Annotated in this window: 23 protein-coding genes; 17 read left to right on the top strand and 6 right to left on the bottom strand. The window is 34.5% G+C overall.

Going from position 1 to position 24370, the window contains the following annotated elements; genetic code table 11:
- Nucleotides 1-3: 3 nt before the first annotated feature.
- The 9 genes from ACKC83_RS02710 (at nt 4) to ACKC83_RS02670 (ending at nt 9662) form a co-directional block, all read left to right on the top strand.
- On the top strand, nt 4-2034 hold the full coding sequence (locus ACKC83_RS02710) for a DUF3857 domain-containing protein (RefSeq protein WP_414036733.1): 2031 nt from the start codon (nt 4-6) through the stop codon (nt 2032-2034).
- Nucleotides 2035-2176: 142 nt separating this feature from the next.
- Nucleotides 2177-2503, top strand: a complete 327-nt coding sequence (locus ACKC83_RS02705) for a nucleotide pyrophosphohydrolase (RefSeq protein ID WP_414036734.1) — start codon at nt 2177-2179, stop codon at nt 2501-2503.
- A gap of 6 nt (nt 2504-2509) precedes the next feature.
- Nucleotides 2510-3745, top strand: a complete 1236-nt coding sequence (locus ACKC83_RS02700) for a 3-phosphoshikimate 1-carboxyvinyltransferase (protein ID WP_434036946.1) — start codon at nt 2510-2512, stop codon at nt 3743-3745.
- 175 nt (nt 3746-3920) lie between these two features.
- Nucleotides 3921-4970 (top strand): tRNA preQ1(34) S-adenosylmethionine ribosyltransferase-isomerase QueA, encoded by a 1050-nt coding sequence (queA, locus tag ACKC83_RS02695; protein WP_414036736.1) that lies wholly within the window; start codon nt 3921-3923, stop codon nt 4968-4970.
- 113 nt (nt 4971-5083) lie between these two features.
- Nucleotides 5084-6124 carry a 23S rRNA (adenine(2503)-C(2))-methyltransferase RlmN gene (gene rlmN, locus ACKC83_RS02690; RefSeq protein WP_038526829.1) on the top strand — a complete coding sequence of 347 codons (1041 nt, stop codon included), beginning with the start codon at nt 5084-5086 and terminating at the stop codon, nt 6122-6124.
- Nucleotides 6125-6226: 102 nt separating this feature from the next.
- Nucleotides 6227-7204: a polyprenyl synthetase family protein gene (locus ACKC83_RS02685; protein WP_414036737.1), complete on the top strand. Its 978-nt coding sequence runs from the start codon at nt 6227-6229 to the stop codon at nt 7202-7204.
- A gap of 54 nt (nt 7205-7258) precedes the next feature.
- Nucleotides 7259-7834, top strand: coding sequence for an RNA polymerase sigma factor (locus ACKC83_RS02680; RefSeq protein ID WP_434036945.1), 576 nt, complete (start codon nt 7259-7261; stop codon nt 7832-7834).
- Nucleotides 7821-8540 (top strand): hypothetical protein, encoded by a 720-nt coding sequence (locus ACKC83_RS02675; protein WP_434036944.1) that lies wholly within the window; start codon nt 7821-7823, stop codon nt 8538-8540. Before ACKC83_RS02680 ends, ACKC83_RS02675 begins: the two co-directional genes overlap by 14 nt.
- 45 nt (nt 8541-8585) lie before the next feature.
- Nucleotides 8586-9662, top strand: coding sequence for a hypothetical protein (locus tag ACKC83_RS02670; RefSeq protein ID WP_434036943.1), 1077 nt, complete (start codon nt 8586-8588; stop codon nt 9660-9662).
- A 68-nt stretch (nt 9663-9730) separates the two neighbouring features.
- Here the strand turns inward: ACKC83_RS02670 and ACKC83_RS02665 are convergent, their stop codons facing one another.
- Nucleotides 9731-11566 carry a Xaa-Pro dipeptidyl-peptidase gene (locus ACKC83_RS02665; RefSeq protein WP_434036942.1) on the bottom strand — a complete coding sequence of 612 codons (1836 nt, stop codon included), beginning with the start codon at nt 11564-11566 and terminating at the stop codon, nt 9731-9733.
- Nucleotides 11567-11864: 298 nt separating this feature from the next.
- On the opposite strand from ACKC83_RS02665, the gene dnaG reads away from it, so the two are divergent.
- Complete coding sequence (gene dnaG, locus ACKC83_RS02660; RefSeq protein ID WP_434036941.1) at nt 11865-13880, top strand: DNA primase; 2016 nt, start codon at nt 11865-11867, stop codon at nt 13878-13880.
- Here the strand turns inward: dnaG and ACKC83_RS02655 are convergent.
- Entirely contained in the window at nt 13875-14501 is a 627-nt protein-coding gene (locus ACKC83_RS02655) for a response regulator (RefSeq protein ID WP_414036743.1), read from the bottom strand. The genes dnaG and ACKC83_RS02655 overlap by 6 nt on opposite strands.
- A 102-nt stretch (nt 14502-14603) precedes the next feature.
- Nucleotides 14604-15392: an NAD(+) synthase gene (gene nadE / locus ACKC83_RS02650; protein WP_434036940.1), complete on the bottom strand. Its 789-nt coding sequence runs from the start codon at nt 15390-15392 to the stop codon at nt 14604-14606.
- A gap of 92 nt (nt 15393-15484) precedes the next feature.
- On the opposite strand from nadE, the gene gldB reads away from it, so the two are divergent.
- From gldB to ACKC83_RS02630, 4 genes are all read left to right on the top strand, one after another.
- Nucleotides 15485-16450, top strand: a complete 966-nt coding sequence (gldB, locus tag ACKC83_RS02645) for a gliding motility lipoprotein GldB (protein ID WP_434036939.1) — start codon at nt 15485-15487, stop codon at nt 16448-16450.
- Entirely contained in the window at nt 16450-16785 is a 336-nt protein-coding gene (gene gldC, locus ACKC83_RS02640) for a gliding motility protein GldC (protein WP_414036746.1), read from the top strand. The genes gldB and gldC overlap by 1 nt, the downstream gene beginning before the upstream one ends.
- A 225-nt stretch (nt 16786-17010) precedes the next feature.
- Complete coding sequence (locus tag ACKC83_RS02635; RefSeq protein ID WP_434036938.1) at nt 17011-17829, top strand: SdiA-regulated domain-containing protein; 819 nt, start codon at nt 17011-17013, stop codon at nt 17827-17829.
- Nucleotides 17830-17969: 140 nt separating this feature from the next.
- On the top strand, nt 17970-18659 hold the full coding sequence (locus tag ACKC83_RS02630; RefSeq protein WP_434036937.1) for a DUF547 domain-containing protein: 690 nt from the start codon (nt 17970-17972) through the stop codon (nt 18657-18659).
- A gap of 10 nt (nt 18660-18669) precedes the next feature.
- Here the strand turns inward: ACKC83_RS02630 and ACKC83_RS02625 are convergent, their stop codons facing one another.
- Nucleotides 18670-19632: a nucleoside hydrolase gene (locus ACKC83_RS02625; protein WP_434036936.1), complete on the bottom strand. Its 963-nt coding sequence runs from the start codon at nt 19630-19632 to the stop codon at nt 18670-18672.
- Between the two features lie 2 nt (nt 19633-19634).
- Nucleotides 19635-20624 carry a phosphotransferase gene (locus ACKC83_RS02620; protein WP_434036935.1) on the bottom strand — a complete coding sequence of 330 codons (990 nt, stop codon included), beginning with the start codon at nt 20622-20624 and terminating at the stop codon, nt 19635-19637.
- Between the two features lie 251 nt (nt 20625-20875).
- On the opposite strand from ACKC83_RS02620, the gene ACKC83_RS02615 reads away from it, so the two are divergent.
- From ACKC83_RS02615 to ACKC83_RS02605, 3 genes are all read left to right on the top strand, one after another.
- The gene (locus ACKC83_RS02615) at nt 20876-21637 is read left to right on the top strand and encodes a DUF547 domain-containing protein (RefSeq protein WP_434036934.1); all 762 of its coding nucleotides are present in this window, start codon (nt 20876-20878) and stop codon (nt 21635-21637) included.
- A gap of 75 nt (nt 21638-21712) precedes the next feature.
- Nucleotides 21713-22210 (top strand): MepB family protein, encoded by a 498-nt coding sequence (locus ACKC83_RS02610; protein ID WP_434036933.1) that lies wholly within the window; start codon nt 21713-21715, stop codon nt 22208-22210.
- A 90-nt stretch (nt 22211-22300) separates the two neighbouring features.
- The gene (locus tag ACKC83_RS02605) at nt 22301-23251 is read left to right on the top strand and encodes a TIGR01212 family radical SAM protein (protein ID WP_434036932.1); all 951 of its coding nucleotides are present in this window, start codon (nt 22301-22303) and stop codon (nt 23249-23251) included.
- Nucleotides 23252-23338: 87 nt separating this feature from the next.
- Here the strand turns inward: ACKC83_RS02605 and ACKC83_RS02600 are convergent, their stop codons facing one another.
- A complete protein-coding gene (locus ACKC83_RS02600; RefSeq protein ID WP_434036931.1) occupies nt 23339-24355 on the bottom strand; it encodes a DUF6515 family protein in 1017 nt (338 codons plus the stop codon).
- Between the last annotated feature and the right edge of the window lie 15 nt (nt 24356-24370).

Genomic DNA, 24370 nt, shown 5'->3' with positions numbered 1-24370 from the left:
CCAATGAAATTACTATTTAACCTACTATTTATTTTAAGCCTCCAAGTCTGTTTTGCCCAAGATTACAGATTTGGAAAAGTCTCGGAAGAAGAACTAAAAGAAACTAACAATGCTAAAGATCCAGATGCACATGCCACGATTTTGTATTTAAACGAAGAAGTTAAGTTTAATTACGACAAAGAAATAGGATTTGTAGTCGTTACCGAAGTTCAGAAGCGTATAAAAATTTACGATAAAGAGGGTGTAGATTGGGCCACACAAAGTATACCGTTTTACGATCCCGATAATAATTCTAAAGGAGAGCAAGTAAACGGATTAAAAGGATACACCTACACCTTAGTTAATGGTAAAATTAAAGATGAGAAATTAGATAGGGATAATATATTCGAAGAAGCAACCAATAAGTATTGGAAACAAATTAAGTTTACAATGCCTAACATTTCAGATGGGTGTATTGTAGAGTTTCAGTACCGAAAGGAATCGCCGTATTTAAGTATAGACGATCAAGTATATCAATACGATATTCCTGTTAAAAAATTAGAAACCAAAGTTAGTATTCCAGAATATTTTTACTTTAATCAGCACCTAAATCCAAAGGCTACATATGTGCCTATTGTTAAGCAAAATAAAGTTAATAGAATAGAAAACGTAACCAGTAAGAGCAGAGTTACAGAAGGCGCTGGTTTTACCCAAGTTACAAAATCATCTTTCGATACCTCTCAATGGGAATTTAACGAAACCGTTTATCAGGCTAGTTTAGTAGATATTCCTGCCTTAAAAACGGAAGTTTTTGTAGACAATATAGATGTGTACCGTTCTAAAGTAGACTGGGAGTATGCCATGTATAAAGGTCCGAATGGCGATATTAAAAAATATTCAACAGATTGGGAAAGTGTAACCAAAACCATTTACGATCACGAAGATTTTGGCGGACAATTATCTAAATCGGGATACTTTGAAGACGATATCGATGCGCTTTTGGCTGATGTTAAAAATCAGACCGATCGTATTAATCTCATTTATAATTTTGTAAAATCTAAAGTTGCTTGGAACGAGTACTATGGCGATTATGCAGAAAAGGGTGTTAGAAAAGCGTATAAAGACGGTATGGGAAATGTTGCCGATATAAATTTAATGCTTACCGCCATGTTACGTTATGCTGGAATATCTGCAAATCCGGTGTTAGTGAGTACTAAAAGTCATGGAATCCCATTGTTCCCTACACGTAATGGTTTTAATTATGTAATTACAGCTGTAGAACTACAAGATAAATTAATATTACTAGATGCGACCTACAAATACGCAATGCCCAATGTATTGCCGTCACGCGCACTAAACTGGCAAGGACGTATTGTAAGAGAACACGGAAGTTCGGCTTGGGTTAATTTAATGAATCAATTAAAGGCCGAAGAACTTTGTACTTTACAAGTTAAGCTTAAAACAGATTTAAGCGCAGAAGGGCGTGTTATGGTAAGATTAACCAATGCAAATGTTATGAACTTTAGAAGTATGTATGAAAGTATGGGAGACGATGAACGCCTTAGAGATTTGGAATTGAATAAAGGTGAAATAGAGATTTCAAATTATATAATAAAAGATGAAGACGATCTTAATAAATCTATTATTCAGTATTCTTATGAGTATAATTTAGAAAGTGCAGCAGAACAAATTGGCGATCAGATTTATGTATCACCTATGTTGTTTTTTACAGAAACAGAAAATGTATTTAAACAAGAAGAACGTTTATTTCCTATCGAATTTAAGCATCCCAAAAAATACAGTTATAATATTGCGTTTATGATTCCTGAAGGCTACAAACTAGAAACTGTTCCAGAAAGTGTTAAAGTACAATTTAATGGAGGGCAAGGCGATTTTAGTTATTTATCTACCAATAATGAAAATATGGTTGTGTTTAAAGTAAATTATAGTTTTAACAATACCTTTGTTCTTACTAACGATTACGAACAGTTTAAATCTTTTTTTGGGATGATGATTAATAAGGAATCTGAAAAAATGGTGTTAACCAAAATATAGTCCTAAAAGAATAGAATAAGTCCTGCTTTTTTAAGAATAAAATAAATAAAATAGTAGTTTTACGCAGGAAAGTAAACAAGTTGTCAAGTCTTTATCTGTTTTTTAAGTTACATATTTGACAACTTTACATAAACTCTTACAAATGAATATTGAAGATGCACAATTAGCCGTAGATTCTTGGATTAAAGAACATGGTGTTCGCTATTTTAACGAGCTTACTAATATGGCACAACTTACCGAAGAGGTAGGAGAAGTGGCAAGAATTATTGCTAGACGTTATGGCGAACAAAGTGAAAAAGAAAGCGATAAAAATAAAGATCTTGGCGAGGAGTTAGCCGATGTTGTTTTTGTAGTGCTTTGTTTAGCAAATCAAACAGGAGTTAACCTGCAAGAGGCGTTCGATAAGAAATTAGACTTAAAAACCAAGCGCGATCACGACAGGCATCACAATAATAAAAAATTAAAATAGTATATAATGAATATTAGTTTAGAGCAGTCTGAAATTATACAAGAACCATTACAAGTTACCATTACAGGTTCTAAAAGTGAATCGAATCGCTTACTCGTTTTACAGGCTTTATTTCCAAATATTTCTTTAGAGAACATTTCAAATTCAGACGACTCAGATGTCATGCAAATGGCGTTAAAGTCTACAGACAATGTTATCGATATTCATCATGCAGGTACAACCATGCGTTTTCTTACGGCTTACTTTTCTAGTCAAGCAGGGAAATCGGTAACGCTAACAGGATCGAAACGTATGAAAGAGCGTCCGATTAAAATTTTAGTTGATGCCTTACGTGATCTTGGAGCAGATATTACTTATGTTGAAAACGAGGGGTTTCCTCCTATAAAAATTTCAGGTAAAAAAATTACTCAAAATCAAGTAACGCTTAAAGCGAATGTGAGTAGCCAGTATATTTCTGCATTAATGTTAATTGGATCCTCTTTAGAAAATGGTTTAAAATTAACTTTAGATGGTGAAATTACTTCTGTACCTTATATAAAAATGACATTGAATTTATTACATCAATTAGGTATTGATGCAGCATTTGAAGGTCAGATTATTACGGTGAAACCCAAAACAGATGCGGTAGACAAACAAACTCTAATCGTAGAAAGTGATTGGTCTTCGGCATCATATTTCTATAGTATTGTAGCTTTAAGTCCTGTGGGAACTTTAATTACCTTGTCGTCGTATAAAGAAACGTCGTTACAAGGCGATTCTGTTTTAGCATCTATTTACAATCAATTTGGTGTAGAAACGACGTTTAAGGACAATGCGATTTCAATTCATAAAGTGGAAGAAGTATCTAAAGACACTCTGATTACACTCGATTTAGTGAATGCTCCAGATATTGCTCAAACTATTGCAGTCACTTGTTTCGGATTGGGAATAGCGTGCGATTTATCAGGATTGCATACGCTTAAAATTAAAGAAACCGATCGTTTAGAAGCTTTAAAAACAGAGATTGAAAAACTAGGCGGACAAGTATATGTTACCGATAAAACACTTGTGTTAGAACCTTCGGGGACCATAAATGAAAATGTAGCGATCGATACCTATAACGATCATAGAATGGCTATGGCATTTGCTCCTTTAGCACTTTGTACGAAATTACGCGTAAATGATGCCGAAGTGGTTTCAAAATCTTTTCCAGAATTTTGGAGTGATTTAGAAAAAATAGGCTTCAAAATTATCAATAACTAAAATTATTCAAAAATAAAGTCTGTTTTGAGAAGTATTTTGCGATTAAATCAATAATAAATAGCGATTTACTTGACAAGGCCTATCTTCAGATTGTATATTTGCCGTTCCTTATAACGATATTATGAAATTAGAAGTATTCTAACAGCCATAATATTTAAAAATAAAATATCAGAACATGAAATTATCACATTTTAATTTTACTCTACCAGACGAATTATTAGCAGAAGACCCTAGCGAAAATAGAGATGAGTCACGTCTAATGGTTTTGGATAGAAAAAATCAAACTATTGAACACAAACAGTTTAAAGACATTATTAATTATTTTGATGAGGATGATGTGATGATTCTTAACGATACGAAAGTATTTCCAGCTCGTTTATTTGGAAACAAAGAAAAAACTGGAGCGCGTATCGAGGTGTTTTTATTAAGAGAATTAAACGAAGAACAACGTCTTTGGGATGTTTTAGTAGATCCAGCACGTAAAATAAGAATCGGAAACAAATTATATTTTGGAGACGATGATACTTTAGTTGCAGAAGTTATCGATAATACAACATCTAGAGGACGTACATTACGTTTCTTATACGATGGCTCTTACACCGAGTTTAGAAACAAACTTAAAGTATTAGGAGAAACACCACTTCCTAAATATATTCAGCGCGAGGTAAAGCCAGAAGATGAAGAGCGTTACCAAACCATTTATGCTAAAAATGAAGGTGCAGTTGCAGCTCCAACAGCAGGTTTACACTTCTCTAAGCACTTACTTAAACGTTTAGAAATTAAGGGTGTTAAATTTGCAGATGTAACACTACACGTTGGTTTAGGAACATTTAATCCGGTAGAAGTAGAAGATTTATCGAAACATAAAATGGATAGCGAAGAAGCTATTATCGAAGAAAAAGCGGTAAACATTATCAATACAGCAATTAAAGATAAGCGTCGTGTATGTGCCGTAGGTACAACGTCTATGCGCGCTATCGAAAGTTCTGTATCGTCTCACGGTACGTTAAATGAATTTGATGGTTGGACAAATAAATTTATTTTCCCCCCTTACGAATTTAGTATCGCGAATTGTATGATCACAAACTTCCATACGCCAAAATCTACACTTTTAATGATGGTGTCTGCCTTTGCAGGTCACGATTTTATTAAACGTGCTTACGAAGAAGCGATAAAAGAAGGTTATAAATTTTATAGCTATGGTGATGCGATGTTAATTATCTAACTTATAGCAAATCAAAATATTTAAAAGCCTTGTTCATCAAGGCTTTTTTTATAGCATTAAAAGTCTAAATAGACTAAATATGCTAATTTCAATTTAATTACTTTTGCAGTATTATGGCAAACAAGAAAAAGGACGTTCGGGCATTAACTAAAGATCAACTTCGAGATTTTTTCGAATCTCAAGGCGATAAAGCATTTCGTGGAAACCAAGTGTATGAATGGTTATGGAGTAAAGGCGCTCATAGTTTCGACGATATGACTAACATCTCGAAAGAGACCCGACAAATGTTAGAGGATAATTTTGTAATTAACCACATAAAGGTAGATACCATGCAACGTAGTAGCGATGGTACAGTTAAAAATGCGGTTCAGTTGCACGATGGGTTAGTTGTCGAGTCTGTTTTAATTCCTGCTAAAACCAGAACTACCGCTTGTGTCTCTAGTCAGGTGGGATGTAGTTTAGATTGTCTGTTTTGCGCTACTTCGCGTTTAAAACGTATGCGTAATTTAAATCCAGACGAAATTTACGACCAAGTAGTTGCTATAGATAATCAGAGTAGATTGTATCAAGACCGACCACTAAGTAATATTGTGTTTATGGGGATGGGAGAACCACTTATGAACTATAATAACGTAATTAAGGCTATTGATAAGATTACAGATGTAGAAGGTTTGGGGATGTCTCCAAGACGTATTACGGTGTCTACTTCTGGTGTGCCAAAAATGATTAAAAAAATGGCAGACGACGAGGTTAAGTTTAAACTTGCGGTGTCTCTGCATTCTGCAATCGATGAGGTTAGAACCTCAATTATGCCGTTTAACGCAACCTTCCCTTTAGCCGATTTACGTGAAGCCTTAGAATATTGGTACAGTAAAACCAAAAGTCGAATTACTTACGAATATGTAATTTGGAAAGGAATTAACGACAAAAGAAAAGATGTCGATGCGCTTGTTCAGTTTTGTAAATTTGCTCCGAGTAAAGTCAATTTAATAGAATATAATCCTATTGACGACGGACAATTTCAACAAGCTCCAGACGATGCTATAAATATGTACGTAAAAGTACTCGAAGCAAACAACATTACGGTAACCATTAGACGTTCTAGAGGTAAAGATATCGATGCTGCTTGCGGGCAATTGGCGAATAAAAGCTAATTATAGCGCCAGATTTAAATACGTTAATGCACATTTTAAATGTAGTTTATAACATTCATTTTTATTAGGTTTGTATAGATTACTAATCCCTAAGATTTCTAGTTGAAAATAGTAGAGCAAATAAAGCAACCCATCGCTTACGAAATGGAACTTTTCGAACAAAAGTTCTTACTTTCTATGTCTTCGAAAGTCGCTTTACTAAATAGAATTACCCACTATATTGTAAATAGAAAAGGGAAACAAATGCGACCTATGTTCGTGTTTTTAGTCTCTAAAATGGTGTCTAATGGTGAGGTTAGCGAGCGTACCTATAGAGGTGCTTCGGTTATCGAACTTATACATACCGCCACTTTAGTACACGACGATGTGGTGGACGATAGTAATAGGCGTCGCGGTTTCTTCTCTGTAAATGCACTTTGGAAAAATAAAATTGCCGTTCTTGTTGGCGATTATTTACTATCTAAAGGATTATTATTGTCTATAGATAATAACGATTTCGATTTACTTAAAATTATCTCTATTGCCGTTCGTGAAATGAGCGAAGGCGAATTACTTCAAATAGAGAAAGCACGACGGTTAGATATTACAGAAGATATTTATTACGAAATTATCCGTCAGAAAACGGCAACTTTAATCGCTGCATGTTGCAGTTTAGGTGCGGCTTCGGTTAAACCAGAATCTACTCATGTAGAAACCATGCGCAAATTTGGAGAGCTTATTGGAATGGCTTTTCAAATTAAAGATGATTTATTCGACTACGGTCAAGAAAAAATAGGTAAGCCTACAGGAATAGATATTAAAGAGCAAAAAATGACACTTCCCCTAATTCATGTGCTCAATAAAGTCTCTAAAAAAGACAGTAAATGGTTAATTAATTCTATTAAAAACCATAACAAAGATGCTAAACGCGTAAAAGAAGTGATTGCTTTTGTAAAGGAGCAGGGCGGACTGGATTATGCCGTAACCAAAATGAAAGCATTTCAGGAAGAAGCTTTAAAAATGTTAGAACCTTATCCGGAATCGGCTTACAAATCATCATTGATTTTAATGGTGAATTATGTCATCGAAAGAAAAAAATAAAATCTTCAGGCAACCTTTTACTTTGTTTTTGCGTCTTTATAAATAGAAGACCAAATGAAACCGCTTTTGAAAGTCATTCAGTTGCATAAAAACCAAAATCAGCTTATAAAACAAGCGCGTCAAAACAACCGTGAAGCTCAGCAAACGTTGTATAGTAGTCATGCGCCCAAAATGCTTAGTGTTTGCAGGTATTACATTAAAGATGTACACTATGCCGAAGAAGTGATGCTGAATGGTTTCTATAAAGTATTTACACAATTACATACGTTTCAAGACAAAGGATCTTTTGAGGGGTGGATTCGAAGAATTATGGTTCGGGAGTCTATTTCATTTTTAAGACAAAAAAAGCAAATCGTTTTTGCCGAAGTTGAACAAGAAGCAGGAGATGTTTCTCCGTTATCTAGCGACGATAATTTTGCAGTTGAAGATATTCAGATGCTTATAGATAGCTTGCCCGAAGGTTATAAAATGGTGTTTGTTATGTACGCTATAGAAGGTTATAAACATCATGAAATTGCCGAACTACTAAACATTTCAGAAGGGACTTCTAAATCGCAATTGTATAAAGCAAGGCAGTTGCTTCAACAGCAGGTAAATGCACTAAATTCCGATAGTTATGGCATCAAATAATTTCGAAAATAAAATAAAAGCGTCTCTAGAAGAACGCCGTTTACAGCCCGCTTCTAATGCGTGGGACAAATTGCAATCTCAATTAGATACTCAGCAAAAAACACCTGTGTTTAAATCGTATTGGTTTATGGCCATTGCAGCGAGTTTTATAGGTGTGCTATTACTTAGTACATGGATGTTTAAGTCTAATTCCGATCCAGATTTACAAGTCGTAGAGGTAGAAATTCCTACTGAAAATATAAAAGTGGTCATAGATTCTTCTGCGTCAAGTTTAGACAACATTATTGTTTCGATTCCAAAAGATGAAGTTTTAAAAACTTCAAAACAAATTAGTATTCCTAAAACTGTTTTTTCAAATACAAGCAAAAAGCATACTCCCGTAGTACTAGAAAGTTCAGATACTAAGGAGGAATTGAAAACATCAGAAATATTAAATTCTACACCAGGAAAAGCGTTGTCCAACGCTGCTTTAGCGCTGGAAGAACAAGCCGTTAGTAACGATTATATCGAAGACTTATTACAACAAGCGGAACAGCAAATTAGTTCTGAAAACGCATTAAAAGAGAGTCAGCGCACAGTCGATTCGAAAGCGCTTTTAGAAAATGTAGAAAACGATATCGAGCATAGTTTTAGAGATAAAGTTTTCGAGGCCGTAAAATCAGGATTTGTAAAGGTTAAAACCGCTGTTGTAGAACGCAACGATTAACAAATTTCATCAAAATCAATCATCATTAATCAAAAAACGAATAGTATGAACACCATTACCAAATTAACAATTACACTCATTTTAATTTTAGTCTCTCAACTTAGTGTTGCTCAGGATACAGAGGTGAAAGATTCTTTGAATACGGAGCGTATTCAAGTTTTGAAAACTCAAAAAGAGGCGATTAGAAACGAGGAAAAAGAGCTGTTGAGGCAAGAAGTTGAGGCTATTAACAATAAAGTTGATGCGGCTTATATTACTATGGAGGAAGGCGAAATCTTAAAGAAAGAAGTTGCTAAAAAACGTGCTTTGAACATAGAGAGCCGTGTGGCTATAATCGATAATAAAATTGATTTGCTAGAGCGTAATACTGCTCAAGGCGGTTATGTACTTATACTTGGTAAGAATTATAAAAGTGATTTATCCGGAGATCAGAACGCTATTTATTTAGGTAAAAGAAAGGTTAAACCTACTCCTGTATTTGATAGGCGAACCACAAGCGATTTGGTTTTTGCAATCGGGTTTAATAATGCACTAATTGAAGGTGAAAGTTTAAACGATTCGCCCTATAAACTTGGTGGTTCTGGCTTTGTAGAGCTAGGTTGGGCTTGGAAAACACGCGTGTTCGAAAACTCTAATGCTATGCGATTAAAATACGGATTCTCGTTACAATGGAATAAACTAGATATTAAGGATAATATGTATTTTAGAGAAGATGGCGATCAGGTTGTTTTTGAAGAATTTCCTTTTGAGGTGAGAAAATCAAAATTTAGAACAACGAATTTAGTATTTCCCGTTCATTTTGAATTTGGTCCATCTAAGAAAATTGAAAAGAAAGATTATTTTAGATATTCGACCCACAAAAAATTTAAATTCGGAATTGGTGGCTACGGAGGATTTAATATTTCATCACTTCAAAAAGTTAAATATAAGGAAGATGGAAATAATCAAAAAAAGAAATATAAAGATTACGATGCAGTAAACAGTTTTGTGTACGGGATTAGTAGTTATGTGTCCTTAGGGAGTGTAGGGTTATATGCTAAATACGATTTGTCTCCTATATTTAAAAATCAAGCCTTCGACCAGAATAATATATCTGTAGGTTTACGGTTCGATATGGATTAAACAAAAATTAAAAAGGCTTCAAAATTAATTGAAGCCTTTTTTGCTATTAATACAATTAGGGAGCACTATTAGTGAGTAGCTTTTTTAAAGGCATTTTCGCCACCTACTATTGGTAATTTTAATGATGTTTCGTTTAAGTCTATAGTTAATTCTGTTCCTGCTTTAGGTAGAATTGTATGCTGATTATCACTAGAGAAAATCATAAGACCAATTTGTTGTCCTTTTTTAATTACTTGATCATCTGGTTGAAGATCGAATGTTAGGTTGTAAAATTCACCAGGAACTAAAGGTTCACTCGTTCTAATAGATTTAGAATTTTGAGGATCTGCCCAACCACGAGTAATTATGTTATCTGTAATAGGAGCTTTTTTATCTGTATTCCAAGGTAAAGACACCAACCAAACAGATAAATTTGCAGCAGGTTTACTACTTGCTAATTTTATACTCATTTCAGCTAATCCTGAGATGTGGACATCTTTCTTGAATTTTGGTGTTACATATAATAATCTATGTGCAGATGCTGGTAAAGCAGCTAAAGAATCTCCAGAAAAACTGGCATCGTCAATTAAGATTTCTTGAGCATTTTTTCCTGGATTTTTTGTACTTAATGCTCCTGCTTTATTACCTCCAGCTTGTAAATGCAATGTTACCATTTTAGCTTCTGGGTTTGGGTAATCGGCATAAGCGGTAGGATTACTTTTATCATCATATTCTCTCACAATCCATGCTTTAGGATCATTTTCTACACCATTATCAATATCGTATAAAAAGTGAGTAAACCAACGGTTCATCATAGACACAGGAGGTGGTCCACCGTGCCCGTTTTGGTGATAGTATAGTTGTGCAGGAAGCCCTTTCGCTTTAACTGCTTGGTAGATACGGTTACTGTGTTCTGGCATAACATTCCAGTCGTTAAAACCGTGAGACATTAAAAGTGCCGCTTTCATCGGTCCTAAATCGTGTATGTAATCTCTACCAGCCCAGAAATCATTATAATCTCCAGTCTTTCTATCCATACCATTTTTCATTTCGGTATCACGAATCATTCTGTTTCCATAGGCTTTAGAAGCATCATCTCCAGCACTATGTATATAATCGTATAATACATCGATATCTTCTCCTAAATATCCACCTGGAGAACGCACTAAACCATTCGATCTATAGTAGTGGTAATACGATGTGTTTGGTGCTACCGGGATAATGGCTTTTAATCCGTCTACACCAGTTGTTGCTGCTGCTAAAGGAATCGTTCCGTTGTAAGACGTACCTGTCATACCTACTTTTCCTGTAGACCAAAATGCTTCAACAGTTTCGTTACCATCAGGAGTGGTATATCCTTTTGCACGACCGTTTAACCAATCGATAACCGCTTTTGGAGCTAGAGATTCGTTATCGCCACCAACTGTTGGAGAACCTTGAGATAATCCTGTTCCAGGAGACGAAGAGTGTACTACAATATAGCCACGTGGCACCCACGTTTTTACTTGAGAATTTGAAATTATAGGACGTTTTCCTTTACGAATGACGTTTGAATGTACACGTGGTTTTTCTTCGGCACCAATTTCATGATTTACATCCCAAAATAAACCAGGGACATCTGTAGCGACACCTGCGTAATACGGACTAGATTCGTAAATTATAGGAAGTTTTAAACCTTCGGTTTCTGTTTGTTTAGGACGTGTAACATCAACATGCATACGGTCCGGTTTACCATCCCCATCGGTGTCGAATTCAGTCTCTACCCAAAGATCATGGCGAATCCATTCTTTTGGGTTATTAAATGCGTCTACAATTTGAGCTTCACCGTCTTTAAAAACTGGCCCTGCTTTTTCTTGTGCAGAAACCGAGCTCACAGCTGTTAAAATAAATGAAACTAAAAGAAAATTAAGATAACGATTTTTCATTCTTAGATATTAGTAAAATTAAGCGACTAAGTTAATCATTTGATATAATCCAATATGTGAAATTTTTACCAAAATACTATACTATTATAATATTGCACATTACGATTTTAGTGTTTAAATTCTAAAATTTTGTATTTTTCTGTTAGAATTAGAGCACGATTTTATTAGAAAAAGAGCTTAGTAGCTCATTCTAAGTAAGAAATAATAATTTAATTTTTATGACAGGATTAAGCAGAGTATCCTAATTACTTTTAAATATCTTTGCATCATAATTTTCATCATTTAAAACCCAATTGCATTGATTTCAAAATCTTCCATAGACACTGTATTTGAAGCTTCCCGACTAGAAGAAGTTATTGGCGATTTTGTGCAGCTAAAAAAGGCAGGTAGTAATTATAAAGGTTTGAGTCCGTTTAGTGACGAGCGTTCTCCAAGTTTTGTGGTCTCTCCAGTAAAGCAAATTTGGAAAGATTTTTCTAGTGGCAAAGGTGGGAACGTTGTGGCTTTCTTAATGGAACACGAGCATTTTACCTATCCTGAAGCTATTAAGTATTTAGCTAAAAAATACGGGATAGAAATTGAAGAAACCGAGCAAACTAACGAAGAAAAAGAAAAACAAGATACACGCGAAAGTTTGTATTTGGTTAGTGAGTTTGCCAATACCCATTTTCAGAAAGTTATGCATAAAACCGATGCTGGTCAGGCTATTGGTTTAAGTTATTTTAAAGAACGTGGGTTTACTCCAGAAACGATTAAGGCATTTGGTTTAGGGTATTCGTTAGACGAGTGGCAGGGGTTTTCGGACGAGGCTTTAAAAAAAGGTTATAAGTTAGAATTTTTAGAAAAAACAGGACTAACTATCGTAAAAGGGGAGAAATACTTCGACCGCTTTAAAGGTCGTGTTATGTTCCCTATTCAGAGTATGAGTGGGCGCGTTTTAGGATTTGGTGGACGTATTTTAACCAATGATAAGAAGGCTGCTAAGTACATGAACTCACCAGAAAGTGAGATTTATTATAAAAGTAAAGTGCTTTACGGAATTTATCACGCCAAGCAAAGTATTGCCAAAGAGGATAATTGTTTTTTAGTCGAAGGATATACCGATGTGATTCAGTTTCATCAAACGGGGATTACTAACGTAGTGTCTTCTTCTGGAACGGCTTTAACTCCAGAACAGATTCGATTAATAAATAGATTAACAAAAAATATTACGGTATTGTTCGATGGCGATGCTGCAGGAATGCGTGCTTCCATTCGTGGGATAGATTTAATTCTAGAACAAGGGATGAATGTACGTGTGTGTACCTTCCCGCAGGGGGAAGATCCTGACAGTTTTGCAAGACAGAATACCGAAGAAGAACTGCGCGCTTACCTAGAAGAAAATGCTAAAGATTTTATTCAGTTTAAAGCAGGCTTATTGGTTCAGGAAGCAAATAACGATCCGATAAAAAAGGCAGAAACCATTCGAGATATTATACAGAGTATTTCTAAAATTCCAGACCGCATAAAGCAGGAAGTGTATCTGCAAGAATGTGCTAGAATTATGGATATTAGCGAATCTGTGTTGTTTAGTTCTTTAGCCCAAATGGGAAGTAAAGATTCTAAAAAATCATCTGGTGGAAGCAGTAACAGTAGCAACGGTGGTAGTTATGGAGGCGGTGGCTATGGTAGTAGCCAAGAGCCACCTCCAGATTTTTTTGAAGTGATAAGAAATGAAGATCAACCTAATAATAAGGTTGATGTACAATATATCTTAGAACGAAAAATTATTGAAATTCTATTGCTTTATGGAAATAGAGAAGAGGATTTCGAAGATTTAATTTTAAAAGAAAATGAAAAAGGCGACTTAGAATTAGAGCCCGTAGTGCAACAAGCTAAAGTATTCGAGAAAATTTTCTTGGATCTTCAAGAAGATGAAATGCAATTTGGGAACGAGACGTTTAAAACGCTTTATTATGCTATTATTGAAAAATTAAATCTGAATCCAGATTTTGTCTTAGAGCAATTTGTGAATACGGTAGACCAGCATTTGTCTCAAGAAATCACGAGTATACTAATGGAAGACGAAAGACATACATTACACGATTGGGAACGTAACAATATCTTTCCTAAATCGAAAACAGAAAGTGTCGCGCAATTAGTAAGCGAAACTATTTTAAGTTTACGTTGTTTTTTAATTGATCAGAAAGTACTAGAATTTCAACAATCAACTTTAGAAAACAAGCATGATACTAATCGAAATATTCTTGAGGAAGTTAAAGATTATTATGGACTTAAAATGTTGTTGTCTAGAAAGCTAACCCGTGTGTTATGATTCTAATAGCTTTGCTTGGTTAAGCAAATCGACTAAGTTAGAGGCATTCAGCTTTTTCATTAAACGCGCTTTATAGGTGCTTACTGTTTTTTCGTTAATGTCTAATTCTTTTGCGATTTCTTTATTTTTCTTTCCTGTAGAGAGCAGTTTTAAAACTTCAACCTCGCGGGTAGATAATTTTTTATAGAAAGATCCCGTTCTGTTTACACGTTCTCCAAATGCTAAGCGGTGGGTGAGGTCGTTACTTAAATAAATACCACCTTGATTAATTTTAAGGATGGCTTCGCGAAGTGTTAAGATGTTGGCTGTTTTAGAAATATATCCGGAAGCACCAGCTTTAATAGCGCTCATGGCGTAAACGTCTTCTGGATGTGTGCTAAAAATTAAGACTTTTACATTAGGATATTCCTTTTTTAAACGTCTTAAAGCAGTAATTCCATTTAGTTTAGGCAAGTCAATTTCAGAGACTAAAATGTCTATGCTGTTGTTTTTTAGGAAACTAAAAATGGATTCTCCATCGTCTACACCGCCTTCAACTTGGATTACAGGCGATGTTAAAAATAATAATTCTAACCCTTTTCTAATAATAGGGTGATGATCGGCTACCAGCAGTTTAATCATAATTTAGATGTTTTAAATATAAATAAGACTGTTGGGGCAACAGATTCGATTTTGAACCCAGTCACTGTAAATATAAAAAAAGTATTTGTTTAAAGCGGTATTTTATCTCAAATTATTTGGTATTGAGCATATTGGAATCGGATCCATTTTGTGTTTGTTGCTGGTATTATATCGTTTATATATGGTGAAAACTTCTTTTTCTCGTCCCGAAAAATCGTTGGCAGTTTTCCCTTTGTCTGCCATATCCATAGCCCATTCTAATTCTGGATAAGATGCTCCAATTTGGTCCTCGTCACTTCTTGCATCTCCAAATAAACCATCGCTTGGCGCGGCTTCAATTATAGAATTTGGTACATTTAAAACTTTTGCAAGGGCGTAAACTTCAGATTTCATTAAATCGGCTATCGGACTTAAATCTACACCACCATCTCCGTACTTTGTGTAAAAACCTACCCCAAAATCTTCTACTTTATTTCCTGTCCCTGCAACTAATAAGCCTTGTAATCCAGCGTAGTAGTATAAGGTAGACATGCGTAAACGGGCTCTTGTATTTGCTAGTGCCATAGCTACTGTGGCTTCTTCACCTTCTAGAGAGACTTCGGTTTTAAAACTTTCAAAAACAGGAGTTAAATCTACTCGTGTATCACTAACATTGTCAAACCTATCGCTAAGTTGTTTAATGTGTTCTACAGCTCTAGACACATGGCTAGGTGCTTGGTGAATAGGCATTTCTATACATAAAACATCTAAACCTGTAAGGGCACATAATGTAGAGGCTACGGCAGAATCAATCCCGCCGGAAATTCCGATTACAAAACCATTTACTTTGGCATTTACGGCATATTCTTTTAACCAATTAACGATGTGATCTACAATTTTTTCTGTTTGCATTTTTCGAGGATTTAATACAAAGAATCTTACCTTTGCCTAACAAAAATAAACGAAACGTTTAAGTTATAAAAATTAACGGCATCTAGTTTTATATGAAATATCTAAGTTTTTTCCTTTTAGTAATAATCACTGTAGTTTCTTGTAAAAATGATAGTAAAGTAACCGATGAAATTTCAAATATTGAAATGCCGGTAACTATCGAGCGTTTCGACATCAAGTTTTCTCAAGCAACTCCCGACGATTTAGAAGGTTTAAAGACGAATTATCCTTTTATGTTTTCAAAATCGTATCCTGACGCCTTTTGGATGGATAAAATTCAGGATACGTTACAGCAAGAATTATCTGAAGCTGTAATTAAAGCCTATCCATCTTTAGAAGATGTAGAAGCAGAAATTTCTTCATTATTTCAGCATTTAAAATTTTACTACCCAGCGTTTAAAGCGCCACGTGTTATTAGTACCACCTCGTATGTAGATTATCGCAATAAAGTGATCGTTACAGATTCTATAGATTTAATTGCTTTAGATACCTATTTAGGACCAGAACATGAGTTTTATTTAGGCGTGCAAGAATATATTAGAGCAGGATTTCGCAAAGAGCAGATTGTAGTAGATTTAGCCGATGCGTATGCAAATCGGTATCTATTACCCGTTAAAAATAAGACGCTTTTAGATGAAATGATTGCGGGAGGAAAACGTCTATATTTTAAAGATCTTATGATTCCGTTTAAAACCGATGCCGAAAAAATAGAATATACACCAGAGGAATTAAAATGGGCTGAAACTAACGAATCCTATATTTGGCAGTACTTTGTAGAGCGCGAATTATTGTTTAGTACAGATTCAAAATTACCAGGACGTTTTATAAATCCAGCACCATTCTCTAAGTTTTATTTGGCCGAAATCGATAACGAATCGCCACCTAAAATAGGCGTGTATTTAGGCTGGCAAATTGTAAAAGCGTATATGAATAACAATAGCGAAGTATCTTTTAAGGACATGCTAAATATGAGTTCTGAAGATATTTTTAATCATTCAAAATTTAAACCTAGAAAATAATGGCAGTTAATAAATCAACCATAGAATTAACAGTAGAATTAGACGACAACCGTGTTCCAGAAAAATTAAATTGGACAGCAGAGGATGGTGGTATTAAAAATGAAGAGGCTAAAGCGATGATGCTTTCGGTTTGGGATAGTAAAGCTCAAGAGTCGTTGCGTATCGATTTATGGACTAAAGATATGCCTGTAGACGAAATGAAGGTGTTTTTTCATCAAACTTTAGTGGCTATGAGCGATACCTTTAAACGTGCAACTCAAGATGAAAAAATGACGGCAACAATGAAAGATTTTTGCGATTATTTTGCCGAAAAATTGGAAATAAACAAGAAATAATCCTGTACTTACGACATATAAAAAAGCGAAGATATAAATTTATCTTCGCTTTTTTAGTTTCTAAAATCCATACAGAATCCGTTTGCCTCTCTTATGATGGAATGCGTAAACAGTTCTATACGACTTTTACTTAAAGCTATATTTTTAATTTTATATTGCTTAGTTTTCTCTTCAAGAAGTAAACACTAAATTTACATTACAAATCCTAATTTTAAACTCCTTACTATGTTTAAATATATTATTTCTCTTTTCTTTTTTATAACCTGCGATCATTCTAAATCTCAACCAGAAACCTTTACAAAATACCGTTTAAATAAGCCATCGAATGTTTGGGAGATGCCTAAGAAATTGGTTGAGATTTCTGGGATTTCAATTTTAGATTTTCCCGAGATATTAAGTGTTAACGATGAAGAGGGTAAATTATATGCGTATAATTTAAATACAAAAGAAGTAGAAGATAGCTATAAGTTTGGAAAAGATGGGGATTATGAAGATTTAGCCATTCATGGAAACATTGTTTATGTGCTTAAATCTAATGGTACGATTTACCAGATTAAGGATTTTAAAAAGAAACCTAAAGTAGAAAAATATAAAACGTTTTTATCTGAAAAATACGATACCGAAGGTCTCTATTTCGATGAAAAAAATAATAGGTTATTAATCGCTTGTAAAGAAGAAGTAGAAATTGATGGCGACGATAAAAATGTAATATACGAGTTTGATTTACAAACGCATACTTTAAACAAAACTCCGGTATATACTATTTCTAAGGACGATTTTAAATTCGATAATAAGAAACACGATTTTGCTCCGAGTGGTTTAGCAATGCATCCTAAAACCAATACGTTATTTGTTATTTCGTCGGTTGGAAAACTTATGGTTGAAATGAATACCGATGGCGAAATCTTAAATAAATACACTTTAGATTATCCTCACTTTATACAGCCAGAAGGCATCTTTTTTACCGAGAATGGCGATTTGTATATTTCTAATGAAGGCAAGAAAGATCGAGGTAATATTTTAAAATTCGATTATATAGAATAAAAAGAGTCAAGTTTAAATTTTCTTCCGACTAATCTGGAAATCGGTATTTGGGAATTGTAAGTTTTGCTAGTGAGGACAGCGTTCGTTCGATTATTAAAGTGCAATATTTACATTTTAAATGCCTTGTTGAATTGGAGTCTATGAAGCCTTTTAAAAGTTTGCTAACCTTATCTGAAACATTGTTGCTATGTGTAAAAACGAAAAAAGATAGCAGTGATATCGAGCATGAATTAAGTCGTATGGCTTTAACAGAATTGTATTCTCAGTTATCTACAGATCAAGAAAAGAATACGTTTTGGATAAATATTTACAATGCCTATTTTCAGATTTTAGCAGGTCGCGATCATACGCAAGGCAAGCACATCTTTAAGGTTAAAACCATTACAATTGCACGAACGCATTTTAGTTTAGACGATATTGAGCATGGTATTTTAAGAAAATACCGATGGAAAAAGAGTTTAGGATATTTACCAAATCTATTTGTGGCGCCTTTAATTAAAAAATTAGCTGTTCGTGCTGTCGATTATCGTATTCATTTTGCATTAAACTGTGGCGCGAAAAGTTGTCCGCCTATCGCTTTCTACACCTTAGATAAACTAGATCAGCAATTGGACGATGCGATGTATGCTTTTCTATCTTCGGAAACTACAGTTAACAGTGAAACAAAAACCATACAGACCTCAAAGCTGTTGTTCTGGTATCAAGGAGACTTTGGCGGATTAAAAGGTGTACGATATATGTTAAAAACTGTATTGAGCATAGAAAATAATTCCTATGCTCTTAAATATAACAGTTATAGCTGGGAACCTCAGCTAGAGAATTATGTTTAGACTGGTCTAATTATTTTGTAGCACTCAAAGTCTCTAGAATTTTTTCCTCAAAGCCTAATAAAGCACGACGAGCATATTTTACTGTCCTTTTAGATTTAAAATCGTAAGACACTTCTAAGAATTTTTTAGAAGGTGTATCTGGTTGGATTACTAAAGCATCATTCTTTTTATACGTTTCTTGTATTGGAATGTCTTCATAATATGTGAAATATTCTGGATGCGTTACTATACCCAATGTAGAGCAATCGAAAGGAATAAAACCGCGAATACCAAAAAGGTCTTCATTTACTTCCATCCAAGGTTGTACGATATCAAATAACCATTTATCGGCTTCGTTTGTTAAGTCTAAACTCGCTAAATCTACGTTACCAATAAAGGTATAAGAACTTGGCTCGTATCCTGCAAATTCTAAAGGAATATCGGTGTTTAGGAGCGTGGTCATAGATGCGGTGTCAAACTCATAATTATAATCGAAAAGATTAAGTTTTCCGTGTCCTGGATTAAATGGTAAATCTGGAGTTCGTGCGGCACAAATAACAACACGCTCTATTTGCGGAATAATATCCGGATGATTTTTTACTAAAGTCGCAATATTAGTCATTGGCCCGAGCGCTAATATGGTCAGTTTTTCCTTTTTTAAAGCTTGGTATAGCGCTCTGGTGGCATCGTTTTCGGTTCCTAAATCGTTAGCCAAATTAGAACCCTTATATACTGGGATGTCTTCGCCTTTATTATGCCAATTTAAAATTTTGTTTAATACATCATAACCATAGTCTACATAGGTAATATTACTTATTCCTACAATCTCGATTTGTGGTTGTTTTAGGGCCATAATTAATGTAATCCCATCGTCTACTTCACGAGGGCGTTTGTCTGGCATGCCTATCATAATATCTGTGTCGAACCAAACCTTAGTCTGTGCCTTGATACTGCTACTGATTAGTAAAAAAAATATAATTGCGTAAAATTTCATCTTTAGTTTGTTATTAATTGATAAGCGAATGCTAATAGTTTTTGTTTGTATTTTAAATCAGATTGCAATGGTAATTGTGCCAATCCGATAAGGCGACGCATAATTTCTACCCCAATAAAACCATTTAGAATGGCCGGGTTTAGCTCATGGTAATTATTATATTCTGTCGCAATTTTATCGATTATGCTTGGGTTCTGATTTGATAAATGTAAATGTGCGATAAACACCCCTAAATCGAATTCTCTTAAACCGTAGTAACAAAATTCTGGATCGATAATTTTAATACCATCTGCTGTTTGTAGCCAGCTTCCTGGATAATAATCGCCATGCAGGAGGTAGTGCCCGTTTGCCATATAATGTGTTCCAAGCCATTCTACTTTTTCCTTAAGGATAGCATCGTTTTTATAAGGTGTAGCTAACCCTTGTAGACCTTCCTGGATGGTATCTAAATCGAATCCGTTGTCTTTTAAAAACGGATAGTGAAAAATATGTTCGTAATTTAATTTTCGCATTTCTAAATTCGCCAATTCATCATTAGCTTCTAATTTAGAAAACCGTTGGTGTAATTCATTTAAATAATGCACTAGAACGGTGATGTCGTCATTAGATATACTTTGGTCTAATTTGTAAATGAGATTAAAATCATTAGCATGTCCTAAATCTTCTAAAATCATAATATTATTTGTAGGGTCTAAACCTAATATCTTTGGCATCCGATCTCCAAGGTTTGGAGCAGTACTTATTTTTGTGTAAAATTCTGCCTCGGTAAGCACACGATTTTCTGGAGCTTTTATTTCAGGATATTTTTCGACATACCCACGAGACTGTTTTATAATAAAAGAGTCCGTATTTGTAGTTACTCGCAACACGCAATTCATATTTCCTTCGCCAGCTTTGGTCAAAGATAATAAGGTCGCATCCTTAGAGATCCAATCATTCTTTTTTAAGTAATGTGCCAAATTATCCGGCTCACTAGCATGTAATATAAACATAGTTAACGGTTATTATTTAAAATTCAATTCCTAACAGAAGCGGAATTTTAGCTCAGGAATTTATTATCTACAAGATAGACGTAACATTTATTTGTTCCTAACATTATAAAAATCTTGAGTGTCTTTTATCTATTTTCATAATTTGATGTATCTTATAATGTGGATATGCTTTAGGATTACTATTTTAGTAATATAAAACACATAATTGTTAGTAAAGGTTATGTTTTTCGTCTTTTTAATAAAGCACTTTCATGAAACACTTCTTTATATTTTTACTTTTTATACCTGTAATTGGCTTCTCTAGAAACAACGAGATAAATGTAGGTTGCAATGCTTTTACAAGCTGTGTAGTTAATGATTATGAAGCTGTAATAGCAGTAGATCATGCGCAGTGGACAGCGTTACTTTCTAAATATGTTACCAAAGAAGGTAAGGTTGATTATAAAGGGTTTAAAACCGATGAGAAAGCACTGCACGATTATCTTGATATTTTAAAATCTAATGCACCTTCAGAATTTTGGTCTGAAAAAGAAACGTTAGCCTATTGGATTAACGCGTATAATGCGTTTACTGTTCAGCTAATTTTAGATAATCCTGGCGTTAAAAGTATAACAGATATTCAAGATCCTTGGGATAAAACATTTATAATTATTGATAATAAAACGTATAGTTTAGGCTATATAGAACATAATATACTTCGTAAGGTAGACGAACCTCGCATTCATTTTGCTATAAACTGTGCGTCTTATTCTTGCCCAATTTTATTAAATGAAGCCTATACTGCAGATCGTTTAGATGCCCAATTAGAAGTAGCGTCCTATCGTTTTGTTAATGATACTACGAAAAATACAATAACGAAGGAGGCTATCGAAATTTCTAAGATTTTTGAATGGTTTGCAGAAGATTTTGAAGCGGAAGGCATCATCGATTTTTTAGATACTTACAGTACGGTTAAAATTAATGACAATGCCCAAGTGACTTATAAAGATTATAACTGGAGTTTAAATAACTAATTAGGCTTAGATACAGTTAGAGCATTTTTATACTGCAATTTAAGGATTTATCTTACTTTTAATTCTATTTGCTACATGACTCCCACTATAAACCACATACAAAAATCACTATATGTTCCTGCAGATTTGGAGCTGTCTCATTTTGAAACAGAAAAAGAAGGCTTGCACTACGAAGCGTGTCGGTTTAATTTAAATGGAGCCCGTGTTTTATGCAGAACGGCAAAAATTACACCTAAAAAAGTAGGGCAATTTGTAACGTTTTGGAATAGAAATTCGGAAGGTATTACACAACCCTTTTCTGAAAATGATGCTTTCGATTTTTATGTAATTAACGTGTCTAAAGGTGAGCAATCGGGACAGTTCGTTATTCCTAAAACTGTTGGAATTGCTAAGGGTTTGGTGTCGTCTAAAGCCAAGGAAGGGAAACGGGGGTTTCGTGTGTATCCGCCTTGGGATACCGCAACAAATGCTCAAGCTAAACGGACTCAAGCTTGGCAATTGGATTATTTTATACCTTTAGAATGTTCTACTGATTTTAAATTAGTGAAAAGCATGTATGCTTTTGATAGATAGAACGCTGGAGATTATATTCTTTTTGAAGTAAGACTTATGTCATATTTTACGTTATAGAATCTTGCTAGTTTTGCCTTTATTTTAATTTTTATGCAAATTACAGGCAAACGGTATTTAGATTATTCCTCGTTTATAAAATTAACTTTTGGCGAACGCGTTCAAAAAATAGCATTAGATATTGGTTTTTCTTGTCCAAATAGAGACGGATCTAAAGGCTATGGTGGTTGTACTTATTGTAACAACAACACATTTAATCCAGACTATTGCGAACCCGATCGCAGTATTACTTCGCAGTTAGAAGAAGGCATTTCTAGATTTTCTAAACGGAATAAAACGCAAAAATATTTAGCCTATTTTCAAGCTTACACCAATACGTATTCCGATTTTAATTCTTTAAAGGCCATGTACGATGAAGCGCTTCGTGTACCTGGAGTGATTGGTTTAGTAATAGGCACACGCCCAGATTGCATTTCTGATGTGATAATAAATTACTTGTCTCAATTGGCTAAAACACATTATATTGCTTTAGAATTCGGAATTGAAAGCACCTTAAACAGTACTCTTAAACGCGTGAATCGTTGCCACACTTTCGAAGACACTATTGCTGTTTACGAGAGATGTAAAAACAAGGGGTTGCATTTAGGTGCTCATCTTATTATGGGATTGCCAGGAGAGTCTAGAGTAGATTTATTACAACATGCCAAAATAATTTCAGAATTGCCTATTGATACTTTAAAGCTACATCATTTGCAAATAGTAAAAGGTACAGTTATGGCTCACCAATATAAGCACAATCCTGAACGATTTGATTTGTTCACTCAAGATGGATATATTGAGTTTATCGCCGAGTTTATTAGTGTGCTTAGGCCAGATCTAATTATTGAACGCTTTATTAGTCAGTCGCCTCAGGAATTACTTATAGCTCCTAAATGGGACGGCCTCAAGAACTTTGAAATTGTGGATAAAATAGATCGTAAACTGGCAGAACGCAATACTTGGCAAGGCCAGTTTTATAAAAAAGAATCTTTGGTAGTCTGCTAATTCGTGGATTAGCACTTAGAAAAGTAAATAAAAAAAAGGCGCTTAAAACTAAATTTAAGCGCCTTTGGTATTTTAATAGGTAACGAATTATTCTTCGTCTTTAACTTCTACAATTTCGTACATGTCTTTACCATCTACTTGTACGGGTTGGTAGTACGTGTCTCCAAATTGAACATATGTTTGATCTCCAATTTTAGTTTCTTCACCACCTTCTGGTAAACTTGGTACAATAGTTCCAGCAGTTGCAGGTACTACAGTATAACCTTCATCGCTTTTTTCGTAGTATGCACCACCATAGTAATAGTTATTTGTGGTCTCATTTACTTCTACGGTTTCTGCTTCTTTAGGTAATGTTTGTACCGTTGCACCAACAGGAGCTTGTACAACTGTATAACCATCATTTTCGGCTACATAATACACTCCATTGTCATAGTGGTATTTTTGATTCTCTACACTAACAATAATAGCTGTAGTCGCTAAAGTAGTAATGAAGTAACCCCATGGGTGCCACATTGGTCCCCAGTAAAACGGACGGTATGGGTGGTAGTAGTATGGTCTGTGACAGTAATATCCGCGACCTCCGTAACGGTAAGGCGGACGGTTGTAACGCACAGGGCTATGTCTAACAGCTGTATTTCTTCTGTTAACGGTATTGTGTCTGCTGTTATTTACATTAATATTGACATTATTGTTTTTAACATTAACCTTATTTCCAGATTTGTTTTTAATATTAGATGTTTTTTTGTTTCCAATATTAGATGTTTTCTTATTCCTTATATTAGTATTCTTAGACTTAATCCCTGAATTTGTCGTTTTCGAAGGTAATTTCGATTTCGTAGCAGTTGATTTTTTAGGAAGATTACGTGAAGACGATTTATTAAATCCGCCATTAATACTAGAGTTAGAACGAGTACGTGAAGCAGACGTACTAGGTTTGCTTATTGATCTTGAAGGCGTAGAACGATGAGCTGTTGCTCCACCTCTAGAAGCGCCACCGCCACCACGGTTAAAACGTTGTGCTTGTAAATCTATAGGATTTAAGAATGCCAATAAAAGCACCACTAAACCTATTTTTATGTGAGTATGTATATTTTGAATTTTCATGAGATATGTTTTTAA

This window comes from Formosa bonchosmolovskayae, assembly GCF_051016085.1.
Taxonomy (GTDB): domain Bacteria; phylum Bacteroidota; class Bacteroidia; order Flavobacteriales; family Flavobacteriaceae; genus Formosa.
Note: the sequence above shows the minus strand (reverse complement) of the source record. Positions and strands in the feature narration are given on the sequence as shown.